Source organism: Fontivita pretiosa (assembly GCF_050410795.1).
Lineage (GTDB): Bacteria > Planctomycetota > Phycisphaerae > Tepidisphaerales > Tepidisphaeraceae > Fontivita > Fontivita pretiosa.
The window spans coordinates 3,926,732-3,939,285 of the sequence record NZ_CP191258.1 but is presented as its reverse complement, the minus strand read 5'-3'; the positions used below and the strand labels follow the sequence as shown (position 1 = coordinate 3,939,285).

Annotated in this window: 8 protein-coding genes, 1 tRNA gene and 1 pseudogene; 3 read left to right on the top strand and 7 right to left on the bottom strand. The window is 63.3% G+C overall.

The genetic code is table 11. From position 1 onward, the window contains the following. Positions 1 to 43 precede the first annotated feature (43 nt). Positions 44 to 385 (top strand): annotated as a pseudogene (locus ACQS5P_RS15885) (hypothetical protein); the annotation flags it as partial. Positions 386 to 424: 39 nt separating this feature from the next. After that, positions 425 to 511, top strand: a tRNA-Ser gene (locus tag ACQS5P_RS15880). Positions 512 to 547: 36 nt separating this feature from the next. Here the strand turns inward: ACQS5P_RS15880 and ACQS5P_RS15875 are convergent. The 5 genes from ACQS5P_RS15875 to ACQS5P_RS15855 all read right to left on the bottom strand — a co-directional run bounded on the left by ACQS5P_RS15875 (position 548) and on the right by ACQS5P_RS15855 (position 7,305). After that, the gene (locus tag ACQS5P_RS15875; RefSeq protein WP_428937596.1) at positions 548 to 1,636 is read right to left on the bottom strand and encodes a cellulase family glycosylhydrolase; all 1,089 of its coding nucleotides are present in this window, start codon (positions 1,634 to 1,636) and stop codon (positions 548 to 550) included. An 87-nt stretch (positions 1,637 to 1,723) separates the two neighbouring features. After that, positions 1,724 to 4,315, bottom strand: a complete 2,592-nt coding sequence (locus ACQS5P_RS15870) for a tetratricopeptide repeat protein (RefSeq protein WP_428937595.1) — start codon at positions 4,313 to 4,315, stop codon at positions 1,724 to 1,726. A 100-nt stretch (positions 4,316 to 4,415) separates the two neighbouring features. Then, positions 4,416 to 5,375: a class I SAM-dependent methyltransferase gene (locus tag ACQS5P_RS15865; RefSeq protein ID WP_428937594.1), complete on the bottom strand. Its 960-nt coding sequence runs from the start codon at positions 5,373 to 5,375 to the stop codon at positions 4,416 to 4,418. A gap of 140 nt (positions 5,376 to 5,515) precedes the next feature. Next, on the bottom strand, positions 5,516 to 6,541 hold the full coding sequence (locus ACQS5P_RS15860; protein ID WP_428937593.1) for a Gfo/Idh/MocA family protein: 1,026 nt from the start codon (positions 6,539 to 6,541) through the stop codon (positions 5,516 to 5,518). Then, the gene (locus tag ACQS5P_RS15855; protein ID WP_428937592.1) at positions 6,538 to 7,305 is read right to left on the bottom strand and encodes an esterase/lipase family protein; all 768 of its coding nucleotides are present in this window, start codon (positions 7,303 to 7,305) and stop codon (positions 6,538 to 6,540) included. The genes ACQS5P_RS15860 and ACQS5P_RS15855 overlap by 4 nt, the downstream gene beginning before the upstream one ends. A gap of 121 nt (positions 7,306 to 7,426) precedes the next feature. Here ACQS5P_RS15855 and carB point away from each other — a divergent pair, with 121 nt between their 5' ends. Further along, complete coding sequence (gene carB, locus ACQS5P_RS15850) at positions 7,427 to 11,008, top strand: carbamoyl-phosphate synthase large subunit (protein ID WP_428937591.1); 3,582 nt, start codon at positions 7,427 to 7,429, stop codon at positions 11,006 to 11,008. A gap of 52 nt (positions 11,009 to 11,060) precedes the next feature. On the opposite strand, the gene ACQS5P_RS15845 is transcribed toward carB, so the two are convergent. Together ACQS5P_RS15845 and ACQS5P_RS15840 are read right to left on the bottom strand one after the other, a co-directional pair. Continuing rightward, the gene (locus tag ACQS5P_RS15845; RefSeq protein ID WP_428937590.1) at positions 11,061 to 11,900 is read right to left on the bottom strand and encodes a SirB1 family protein; all 840 of its coding nucleotides are present in this window, start codon (positions 11,898 to 11,900) and stop codon (positions 11,061 to 11,063) included. 80 nt (positions 11,901 to 11,980) lie between these two features. Further along, positions 11,981 to 12,298, bottom strand: coding sequence for a hypothetical protein (locus ACQS5P_RS15840; RefSeq protein WP_428937589.1), 318 nt, complete (start codon positions 12,296 to 12,298; stop codon positions 11,981 to 11,983). Between the last annotated feature and the right edge of the window lie 256 nt (positions 12,299 to 12,554).

The window sequence follows — 12,554 nt, the reverse complement described above, 5'->3', positions numbered from 1 at the left end:
TGAAAAACTCCCTTGTCCTTGAAAGGTCGTTGTCCAGCCGGGATTCTGGGGTTGCGGGACCTATGGCGGAGACCGGACCCTGATGGCCTTGCTGCAACTGCTCGCCGCTCGATTGGCCAGAATCGACGCCCTGGCGTTTCACACGGGCGAGCACGCTGGCGCCGAGCACCTGCTGGCCGCCGTCAGACTGCTCGATCAGCTTACCCACGACAAAGCCGGGCCGATCAGTCTGAAGCGGATCGTGGGCGACATCCACGCCCACAACTTCCGTTGGGGCGTGAGCGACGGCAACGAGAATCCTATCGCGGACATACCCGGCCGCAGGATTGGATGCTCAACCCATCAGATCGCCCGCGCTGGCGCGGCGCATCGTCGCACGTTTTGACTGAGTCCTGCGCCGCTGATAGGATTCATGGATCCAACTGGAGAGGTGGCAGAGTGGTTGAATGCGCCGGTTTCGAAAACCGGTAGGTCCGCAAGGGCCTCAGGAGTTCGAATCTCCTCCTCTCCGCTGATTCCCCGAAGCAACATATCCTTGCGGCGGCGGTTACCGCGCCGGGGTCGGCCAGCCTGAGTGCTGCGGGTTCATCCGCTGGAACAACTCAAGCCATTGCAGGGTGAGCTGGTCGGCAGGCCGGCTCGACCCGGCCAACTCGGCCGGAGCCTTGCCCCAGTAGAATCCGATCCACCCGCAGGCCAGCCCGGCGGTGCGGTGGATGAACTTCTGCAGCGACTGGGCATCGCATCTCAACGGAAACGTCTCCTCAATCACGATCGGCCGGCCTGTTTTGGAACAACGTTCCAGCATCTGGATCCACGGATCGAACCGGTCGGCTTCCGGATAAATGTGAAAGCTGAAAAAGTCCAGTTGGTCGGCCAGCTCCGTCGGTGCGAAGCCTGCGGCGTTCTCGGGCGGGCCTATCTCGATGGGGATGATGCCGACGGTGATCAGATGACGCCGGTCGTGCTGACGAATGGCGCCGACCATGCGGCTGACCCACTGCCGGGCGATCTGCGTGCGCTGCCGGCCAGCCGGATCGAGGTTGATGTACTGCACGTAATGCAGATTCTCCAGCGCTTGGGGATGTACCCATTCGGTGCGTTTTTCGCCTGCGACAATGGGTTCGTTGATGAGGTTGTAACACCAGACCGCCGGCCGGTCGGCACAGGCAGCGGCAATGGCCTGCCAGAACTGCGCCTGCGCTGCCCAGCGCTGCGGCTCGTCAAGTGCATCGTACCAGGCGGGAGTGTCCTGCCGGCGATAGGCTCCCAGGCCGGTCAGATCCAGATACACGCCCACCGCTTCGGCAAGGTCCACAAGTTGCCGCAGCCGCTGGAGGTTAGCCTGGTTCGGCCGGTCCGGGGCGTCCATGAATTTGGCGAACTGAAGATGAACCCGCACGACGTTGGCGCCCAGTTGCTTCATCTCTTCAAAATCCTGCCGGACGGTTGCCCATTCCTCGTGCCAATAGTCTTCGATCAGTCGAAAGCTGGAGTCACGGTCGTAGTTGAAGCCCCAGGGAATGAAGACGCGCCCCGACGGCCGCTGGACAAACCCCCTGCCGTCGCTGGCCAGCTCGATCCATTCGGTTGCACGCACCTGAGCCGCGAATGAAGCAAGCGACGTGACTGCCATGAGGATCCAGCCAGCGCAGCGACAGACTGCAACACCATCCGGGTTGGTTTTCAGCGGCATCGCACCCTCCGCAAGCGGCGAAAAGAGTCATGGCCCGGTCGCCGGGGACAGCTCGGCGCGGTAGCGGGCGGCCTCGTCGAGGCGGCCATCGGCCTGGCAGATTCTCGCCAGCGCATCTACCACGTTGGCGTACCAGTGGGTGTGTTGTTGCTCAGTGGCGGCGAGGCGCTGGCGGGCGGTGCGCAGCGCGGGTTCCGCCTGGGCATTTCGCCCAAGCCGACACAGCACCACGCCGTGCCAGGACATGTATCGCGCCGCCTGGGTCGGAGTGATCTGGGCCGACTGCGCGGCCTGGAACAACTCGCCCAGCAGCGGCTCGGCGCCGGCCAGGTCCTTCTCATCCATCAGACACATCGCCAGATTGTTCAGGGATGCCAGCGTTTCGGGATGCAGCGCGCCGAGGATCCGCCGACGCCGATCCAGCGCGTTCTGAAGCAGTGGCCGAGCGTCGGTTAGCCTGCCCGTTCGGCGCAGCAGATCACCGAGGTTGTTGGCGGCGCGGATCGTGTCGGGGTGATCCTCGCCCAGCACCTTGCCCAGGCGGGCGTACACCTGATCGTAAAGCGGCCGGGCGTCGGCGTACTTCCGTTGCGCGTCCAGCAGATATGCCAGGTTGTTCATGCTGATCGCGATCGCCGGATCGGTATCGGCAAGCGTGCGTCGGCGGCGATCCAGCACGTCGCGATAAATGGGTTCGGCTTCTTGAAGCTGTCCGTCGGCCTGAAGTGCCACCGCCAGCGCGTTGGCACACGAGAGCGTATCGGGGTGGTCCTCGCCCAGCGCGCCGCGCATGCGCGCCAGCGTGTCGCGGAGGATGGGCACGGCCTGCTGGCTTTTGCCGCGCGCCCACAGCAGCGTGCCATAGTTCACGGCGATGTTGAAGCTGTAGCGACTGTCCGGACCCAGCACGGTGCTGGCTCGCTGCCAGGCCTGGGCAAACAATTCCTCGGCTTCGGTGAGCTTTCCCTGCGCCTGGTACAGGCCGGCCAGGTTGCTCATGGTCGTAAGGGTGTTGGGATCATCCGGACCGAGGCTGTCGCGATAGAGCTGCACCGCGCGTTGCATCTGGAGCACGCCGGCATCGACGCGACCGATGAAGTAGTACAGCTCGCCGAGCTTGTTTCGCACGGCGGCTTCCAGCAGCGGCCGATCGCGAAAGCGCTGCGAGACGAGTTGTTCGGCGGGCTGGATCATGGCGGCGATGACGGCGTCGCGAACGCGGGCGGCGGGCAGGCTCGACGGCGCGGCGCGGGCCAGCAGATCCTCGGTGAAGAAGCTGGTCATGGCGACGGCGTCGTCGCGCGCAGTCTCGGCGGCGGCCTTCTGCGCGGCGAGCTGCGCGCTCAGCTCGCGCTGGCGGAAATACCCAACCGTCAGCGCGATCGAAGCCGCCGCCAGCGTCAGCATCGTGGCCGCCACGCTCGTCACCAGCACCCGATTTCGCCTTGCGAACTTGCGGAGCTGATACCACGTGCCGGGGGCGCGAGCGGTGATCGGCTCATCGTCGAGAAACCGCCTCAGGTCCTCGGCCAGCTCACCGGCGGTGGCATAGCGTCGCGTGCGGTCCTTTTCCAGCGCCTTGCCGATGATGGTCTCGATGTCGCCGCGGAGATTGCGGTTGATGCTGCTGAGGCGGCTGGGTTCTTCCTCGCAGATTACACGCACTGCTTCGTGCAGCGGTCTGCCCTCGATCCGGTAAGGCATGCGTCCGCCAAGCATCTCGTAGCCGATCACGCCCAGCGCATACACGTCGCAGGCGGTATCCAGCTCGCGGACGCGTCCGGCGGCCTGCTCCGGCGCCATGTACGGCAGCGTTCCGAGAAGCTGCCCGGATTGTGTCTGGTCGGCAAGGGTGGCACGCAGGTCCGAGTCGGTCATCCGTGCCACGCCGAAATCCAGTATTTTCGGCGAGCCGTCGGGGCTGATCAGGATGTTGGCCGGCTTGAGGTCGCGGTGGATGATGCCACGGGTGTGCGCGTGATGAACGGCCTGGCAGATCTGGATCAGCAGCCGCAGTCGCCGATCGACGGTCGGGTTGATGGCGGCGAGGTAGCGGTCGAGTCGTTGGCCCTGCACCAGCTCCATCGCGAAAAAGGGTTGCGGCCCGTGGCCGGCGCCTGGTGCTTCGGCGACTCCCGCCTCGTAAATGCGCGCGATCCCCGGATGCTCCAGCCGCGCCAGCACGTCGGCCTCGAATTCGAAGCGACGCATCATGGTCGGGGTCATGGTCCCCAGGCGGATGACCTTCAGGGCCACGCGACGATGCGGACGTGTCTGCTCGGCCTCGTAGACCAGACCCATGCCGCCTTCGCCGAGGATACGCAAGACGCGGTAATGCCCGATATGCTGAGGCAGTGGCGGCGAAGCTGCGCCGGCCAGGTGCAGCGCATCCTGCGCGTTTCGCACCAGCGACGGGGGAGATTCCAGAAACGCGCCGGCACTTTCATCGCGCGACAGCAGCGACGCCTGGAGCTGGCGAAACTGTTCCGGCGTGAGCTGGGTGGCCAGCTCGGCGAGGCGCGCCTGCCGCTGCGAGCCGTCGAGTTGTTCGAGCTGGTCGAGGATCGCCATCAGCGCAAACGGCGGCTCGAACCGGGGATCTTCTGAAGGCACCCGCATCAGCCCTCCTGCTCAGCGGCGCAATTGTAGGCGCCCCGGGACGCCACGGGCCTTCAGACCGCAGGCGGCATCGCCTGCCACACGCTTTGCCCATTGCACGCTACGCTGCATCGGCCAGCGGACCATCGGACGCTCTGCCACAGTTCCCATGGAGGTTTTGCACGTCCTGCCGCGAATCGTCGTTCAAGGCCTCAAGGCGGATCCGGCTGCGCTCGAAGAATGCCAGGCCCATCCCGTAACTGCGGACGATATGGTTCTTCGGTTGATCGAGGAAGAAGTGGTGAGAGCCGCCGTGCACTACGCACTGGTCGCGCAGGACGGTTTGGATCAGGCCGCTGGAGTCGATGACGACCAGGCGTTGGGCGGCGTGGCGCAACGCGCAGCGCAGCTCGGCGCCGATGATCTGCGGCTCGTGCGGCGTCTCGTGAATGTAAAGATCCACCTCCAGGCCTTGCAGCGCCTTCGGCATGCCGGTGAGGGTGGATTCGATGATGCGCGTCCAGCGGGCGCGAAGGTCCGGGTGCACCAGCCATCCGGTATCCTCGTGAATGTCAAACGAGATCAACCGTCCGGGGAAGCCTTCGGATGCGTTGCGGTCCAGGGCCACCAGGAACATTTCCGAGCCGAGCCCCTCATGGACCCCGGCCTCGACGATCAACTTCGGTTTGAGGGCCCGAGCGATGGGATACCACATGAGGCGGTTTCCCAGGGGAAGCCGTCGTTTGGCGCTCCAGCGAAAGCCGCGATCGCGGGTCAGATACGGATCCGTCCTGGCCTCGTCGATCCAGGCGCGGACCTGTTGCGGCTGCACACCCAGCCGCGGTGCGATGAATGCAACGTACTCGGACTCGTTGGCCAGTTCATACGTGTAGCTCTCGACCTCCGGATCCCACAGGACATACTTGGCAGCGACCCAGGGGTGTTGAAGGATGGGAAAGCCATACATCCGCATCAGGCGGAACTTGAGCAGCCAGCGTAACCGGTTGGTGGCGCGGCGAACGAGCCGCCATTGCGCCGCGGGCAGGATGGATTTAACGATCGCAGCCAACGTGCTGTTCATGGAATCCTGTATCGGCAGATAGGGAAATATCCTAAATCGGATGCCAACGCAGGACCGATAACTCACGCGAGCGTACAGGCGGGCGTGCGCAGCACGAGGAACAGGAAGGGACTCACAGCGATCGGCGGTGGCACCGCACGCTAGCTGCGATCGTCTGGTTCTTCGGGCACGGGATCGACGTGCACGATGCGTTTTTCGCGGGCCGAGCGGTACATGGCATCAAGCAGCACGCTCAGCAGCACGCCGTATCGCACCGGAAGCACCAGTTGTTGTTTTCCGAGCAAGGCGTTGACGAAATTGAACACGGGCGTTCCGGAAGCGGGATGATCCGGGTCGTCGATCCGGGGGTAGATTCTGCGTCCGCCGGGGCCGGTCAGATCCAGCCAGCCGCCGTGGGCGCCGGTCTTGGCCACGAGCTTGTCGGTCTGGATCATGATCTGGTTGTCCCAGTGCACGCCGCTGCCGCCGATCGCGACGCTGGCCAGCGTGCCATTGGCGAATTTGGCACTGGCCACGCCGTCGATCTCGACGGGGGCGCCACAGTTGTCGTAGAAGCAGGCGACCTCGACGACCGGGCTGTTGATCAGCCACAGCAACGCATTGAGCACGTGCGCGCCGCTGTCGTACATCTGTCCGCCGCCCGACAGCACCGGATCCTGCCTCCACTTGCCACGGGTGTGTTGCAGCCAGTTCTGGCTGAGCCACCCACAGGCCAGGGAGATGCGCCCAAGCCTCCCCGAGTCGCGCATCCAGGCCAGGCACTGGTATTCGCGGGTGTAGGGCGCCTGGGCGGCGATGGCCAGCAGCTTGCCGCTGCGCTTGACCGTCCGCCACAGGTCATAGGCATGTTCGACGCTGGTGACCATGGGTTTTTCGACCAGCACGTGGATGCCGCGTTCCAGCGCCGCCTTGGCCTGGGCGTAATGGGTGGTGTGGGGCGTAACGAGAACGACGGCATCGAGCCTGGTCGGCGGCTTCTCCAGCAGTTTCTCGTAGGAGTCAAACTCCACGGCATCGGGGAAGTATTTCTGCCTGAAGGTCGCGGTCTGCCCCGGCAGCGGGTCCACCAGCGCAACCACTTTCACTTCCGGAATCTTCTGGATTTGCTGGGCGTGGGCATTGGCCATCCCACCACAGCCAACGAGGGCAAAGTTCAGCGTCGTCATAGGAGTCCGTCAGAAACGAGTATTCGATCCAGGGCGCGCAGGTAATACGGCACGATGTCCCCTGTACGGTTTTTTATCTCCGGGACCAGTCGTTTGTTGATCACGTGCAGATGATCCGCCGGCCAGGTTTCAAGATGCTGACCCCAGCGGGCGCTGGCGACGGAAACCAATCCGTCGTTATCTCCCTCGCGATCGTAAATCAGCCTGTGCGAGTGAAGCAAGAAGGGCGGGACGTGGTGCCAGGGCCTGGCGGCGCTGATGGAGTAATATCTGACATCCGGATGGTCGGGAACGCATTCATTGAAGCGGGCGCAGGACTCCACGCTCAGATCCGAGACGGCCCGCACATCCAGCCCAAGCAGGTTCATCACCTTCAGCCCGCCCAGGCGCTTTCCGAGGTTTTTCAGGCACCAGTCGGCATACGGGCTGCCGCGATGCGGGGTGCAGACGGTCACAATCGCGGCCACGTGACTGGCCATGCCCAGCCTGCTGACCATGTATCGGGCATCCAGCCCGCCCATCGAATGGGCGATGATGACGACCCGCTGTTCAATGCGCCGGGCTTCGATTTGCTGAAGAATCGTCCTTTTAAGTTGCGCGGCACGCAAGCGGATCGGCCCGGTGGGATGAACCCGCGAGACGATCAGCGGATGCCCGCGTTCCAGCAGCGCATCATCAATTCTGCGAAAATACGAGAGCTTGAGCTTGGCCAGTTCGAACTGGCCGAAGCCGAACAGGCCGTGCTGGAGGACGATGGGTACCATGCCCGTGAATACGAGCCTGGGCAGGCATGATAGCAGATCGGGGGATTTGCCGCCTGTTTCGGGGGCAAGTGGGCCAACCATTGGACAGAAAACCGCCGGCGGATAAAGTCACTCGACTTCGATGCCTAAGCGTACCGACATTCATTCGATCCTGATCATTGGTTCCGGCCCGATCGTCATCGGGCAGGGTTGTGAGTTCGATTACTCGGGTGTGCAGGCTTGCCGCGCTCTGAAGGAAGAGGGCTACCGGATCGTCCTGATCAACTCCAACCCGGCGACGATCATGACTGACCCGGAGTTCGCCGACGCGACCTACATCGAGCCGATCACGCCCGAGGCGGTGGAGAAAATCCTGGCCCGGGAAAAGGCCCGGGGCACACCCGTCGATGCGCTGCTGCCGACGCTGGGGGGACAAACCGGGTTGAACACGGGCGTGGCGTGCTACGACCGGGGAATCCTGAGCAAATACGGCGTGCAGATGATCGGCGCCAACCGCGAGGCGATCTATCGCGGCGAGGACCGGCAGGTCTTCAAGGACCTGATGATCAAGATCGGGTTGAAGGTCCCCCGCAGCGGCGTCGTGCACTCGATGGCCGAGGCACACAAGGTTCTGGAGGACATCGGCCTGCCATTGATCATCCGCCCGGCGTTCACGCTGGGGGGCACGGGAGGCGGGATCGCCTACAACGTCGAGGAGTTCGAGACGATCGTCGCCCGCGGGCTGGATGCTTCGCCCGTGCACGAAGTGCTCATCGAGCAATCCGTGATCGGGTGGAAGGAATACGAGCTGGAGGTGATGCGCGACCGCAACGACAACGTCGTGATCATCTGCTCGATCGAAAACATGGACCCGATGGGCGTGCACACGGGCGATTCGATCACCGTGGCGCCAATCCAGACCCTGACCGACAAGGAATACCAGCGGATGCGCGATGCGGCCATCGCGGTCATCCGCGCCGTCGGCGTGGAAACCGGCGGATCCAACATCCAGTTCGCGGTCAACCCCGAGAACGGCGACATGGTCGTCGTCGAGATGAACCCACGGGTGTCCAGATCGTCGGCACTGGCCTCAAAAGCCACCGGCTTCCCGATCGCCAAGATCGCCGCCAAGCTCGCGGTGGGCTACACGCTGGATGAGCTGCCGAACGACATCACGAAGAAATCGGTGGCCTGCTTCGAGCCGACGATCGACTACTGCGTGATCAAGATCCCGCGATGGACGTTCGAGAAGTTCCCCGATGCCGATGAGACGCTGACAACCCAGATGAAGAGCGTCGGCGAGGCGATGGCCATCGGCCGCACGTTCAAGGAAGCGCTGCAAAAGGGCATCCGAAGCATGGAGGTCAAGCGTTTCGGGTTCGGGCTTGACAAATACGACAAGTGGCTGAATGCCCAGCGTGCACAATCTGTCACGCAGGACCCGCCCGTGGCAGCGACTGCCACAGTCGAGCGGCCCGAGCTTTCGGTTGAAAGACCCGATCTCTGGTCATCTCCCAGCCGCCGGCACGCGCCAGACGTCCGTGACATGAGTGATGACAAGACCACGCAGGGCGAGTCGCTGGACCACGAGTGGCCGATTCCGGAGCAGAAGCTGCGTCGCAAGCTGGCCGTACCCAGTCAGGGGCGGATCTACTACATCCGCTACGCCATGAAGATGGGCTGGTCGATCGACACGATCTATGAGCTGACGCGGATCGACCGCTGGTTTCTGGCGCAGATGAAGGAGCTGGTCGATTTCGAGCAGGAGCTGCTGAAGCTCTCGCAATCTCAGCCCGATCCGGGCGAGCTGCGACGCGTGCTGCTGCGCGCCAAACAGTGGGGCTACAGCGACGTGCAACTGGCCACCGTCTGGCAGAAAACGCCACAGGAGATTCGCCGATTGCGCGAATCCATGGGCATCAAGCCTGTCTACAAGCTGGTGGACACCTGTGCCGCGGAGTTCGAGGCCGCCACGCCGTACTACTATTCGACCTATGAAGAACCCTTCGTGCAGCTAATCAATGGCAAGGCGCAGGTGATCGTGGAAGACGAGATTCGCCTGAGCGACAAGCCGAAGGTCATCATCATCGGCGGCGGCCCCAACCGTATCGGGCAGGGAATCGAGTTCGACTACTGCTGCGTGCAGGCGGCGTTTGCGATGCGCGATCTGGGGTACGAGTCGGTGATGGTCAATTCCAACCCCGAAACGGTCTCCACCGATTACGACACTTCCGACCTGCTGTTCTTCGAGCCGCTCACCCACGAAGACATCCTCAACATCTGCGAACGCCTCAACGGCGGGCCATTTGGCTCCGCCACTCGCGGCGGGGGCGGACTGGTCAAGGGTGTGATCGTCCAGTTCGGCGGGCAGACCCCACTGAACCTGGCGCGCGGGCTTCACGAGGCCGGCGTGCCCATCATCGGCACGACGGTCGATTCGCTTGATGCCGCCGGTGATCGCGAGCAGTTCCGCGCCCTTCTCCAGAAGCTGGGATTGAAGCAGCCCGCCAACGGCATCGCGCGAAACGTCGAGGAAGCGCGAAAAATCGCCCGGGAAATCGGATATCCCGTGCTGGTGCGTCCGAGCTTCGTGCTGGGCGGGCGGGCCATGGAGATCGTCTCGGATGAACAGCAGCTCGACTACTACATGACCCACGCCGTGGAGGCCGCCTCGGGATCGACGATCCTCGTGGACAAGTTCCTGGATGCCGCGACGGAAGTGGATGTGGACTGCATCGCGGACTATGCCCCCACAGCCCGGGGCACAGGGCAGGGAGCTGAAGATGGTGGTCAGGCCATCGTCATCGGGGTCATGGAACACATCGAGGAAGCAGGCATTCACAGCGGCGACAGCGCATGTGCGTTGCCGCCCTACTCGCTGCCGAAAGAGATCGTCGATGAGCTGAAGCGGCAGACCCGGGCGCTGGCAAAGGCGCTGCGCGTCTGTGGCCTGATGAATGTGCAATACGCGATCAAGAACGGCCAGATCTACGTCATCGAAGTCAACCCCCGCGCCTCGCGGACGGTGCCGTTCGTGAGCAAGGCCACCGGCGTGCCCTGGGCGAGAATCGCCGCCAAACTGATGGCCGGCAAAACCCTCAAAGAGCTCGGTGTGACAGAACCTCCCGATCCGTCGCACGTGTCGGTCAAGGAAGTCGTATTCCCCTTCAGCAAGTTCCCCGGGGTGGACGTGATCCTTGGCCCGGAGATGCGCTCCACCGGCGAGGTGATGGGGATCGACAAGACCTTCGAGATCGCCTTTGCCAAGGCGCAGATCGCCGCCGGCGGCCCACTGCCCACCAGCGGCACCGTCTTCATCTCCGTTCGCAACGAGGACAAACAGGCGATCGTGCCGATCGCGCGACAGTTCCAGGAGTGCGGCTTCGAGATTCTGGCCACAGGCGGAACCTATGAGGCGCTGTCCAAAGCCGGAATTGAAGCACGACGCGTGCCCAAGCTTTCCGAAGGCCGCCCGAACATCATCGACCTGATCAAGAACGGGCAAGTGCAACTGCTGATCAACACGCCGACAAAGAAAGGCCCGCAGACCGACGAGGGCAAGATTCGCGCCACGTCGGTGTTGTACAAGGTTCCGATCGTCACGACGCTGACCGGCGCCAGCGCCGCGGTGCGCGCGATCGCCGCCCTGCAGAAAGGTGACTGGGATGTGCGGCCGCTGCAAGAGTACTTCGCGACTGATCGAGAAATGAAGGACAAGGGATGAGAAACTGCGGCCACAGTCTCCAGTCTCTCATCTCTAACTTCCTGTCTGCCGCCTACGTCGTGAGCACTTCCAGCAACTGAAGGAGGTCTGACTTCTGCGGGTCGTCGGGATTGTCCCGCAGGTACTTGTCCAGCCACATGGACGCGGGCTGCGACAGGCCGATGCGTGCCAGCACCAGCGCCAGATCGCGTTGCAGGTGCGTCTGCTGTGGCCAGAGGAGCATTTCCATTTCGAGCATGGCCGCCACGTCGCTGTAGTGCCCGTTGCCGCCAAAGATGTGCAGCAGATTCTGAAGCATTCGGGTCAGCCAGTGCAGATTGCACACCGGGGCAAAGAACTCGTCGGACCATTCCAGTTCCGGCCCGAAGCGTTCCTGCACGGCCGCTTGCGCCTGCTCGGGCGTGACGATCCGCCCGCCCGCAAAGCAGTCCACGATCATCGATTCCCGTGGGCTGAGTTCGACCAGAGCCATGAAGTGGCCAGGCAAGCCCAGGCCATGCACACGAAGCCCCAGCCGTTCGCCGACGATCTTGTAGATCAGGCTGAGCGTAATGGGCAGGCCGCGTTTGCTCTTGAGCACGGCCGGCAGGTAACTGTTGGCGGTGTTGTAGTAGTTCTCGGTGTTGCCGACGAAGCCAAGCTCATCGAACAGGTAGGCATGCAGATGCGCCAGCAGCGCCTGGGGCTGGGAGCCGCGAACCCGGCGGCGAATGGCGTCGGCGTAGCCCTGAAGCGTGGCATCCACTTTAGCCGGATCCACATTCGGCATCTGGTGCATCGCGATCGCCACGGCGCCTTGAAGCAGCGCGTCCGGCGAGTCGATCGTGGGCACCTGTCGCGCCAGCAGCCGGAATGCTTCAGGATTGCAGCACAGGGGTAGTGCGGGCGTCATGGCAATCTCCGTGGCCGTTTGCTTCTATCGGCCAGACGCCCTTTCCAACAGCACAATCTATGCCATCCAGCGATGTGGCTTCAGTGTGCGACCGGCGGAAGCGGAGCAGGACTGGGGGAGGGTTGGTTGGAAGACTCGGAATTGCCAAGATTGTGCATCCAGAACCGATGCACGACCCGGGCAAGTTGCACCAGCTCGCTGCGGCGAAGTCGCCCGATGGCACGCGCGCCATCCACTGCCAGCCACTGGCGGGCGCGCTCGACGGCCTGCGGGCAGCAGCCCAGTGCCTGTACGGTCTGCTCCAGCACCTGCCCCACCGGCTGATGCGGCTGAAGATGCTGCTGGGTTGTCAGATAATTCAGCACCAGATCGGATTCGGGCAGGGGTGCGGATCGCATAGCTGAAGACTGGGGACGCAAAGCCGCTGGACGAGGCTCAGATGACACCGGGATAGTCCTCCTTACGAGGCAACTGTAGGCGCGATGCTACCCGAGGCCAAGCACCACAACACGCCATTTTGTCGCCCATGACATCCTGACTTGTCCGACACCCGCCCCCGGCCGGCAGCGCATAAAGGTTTGGAAATTCCCAAAATCGGGAACTCTCTGCTCTCGTCATATCCTTTTGCGGCCTCATCCGGACGCTGCCTCATCA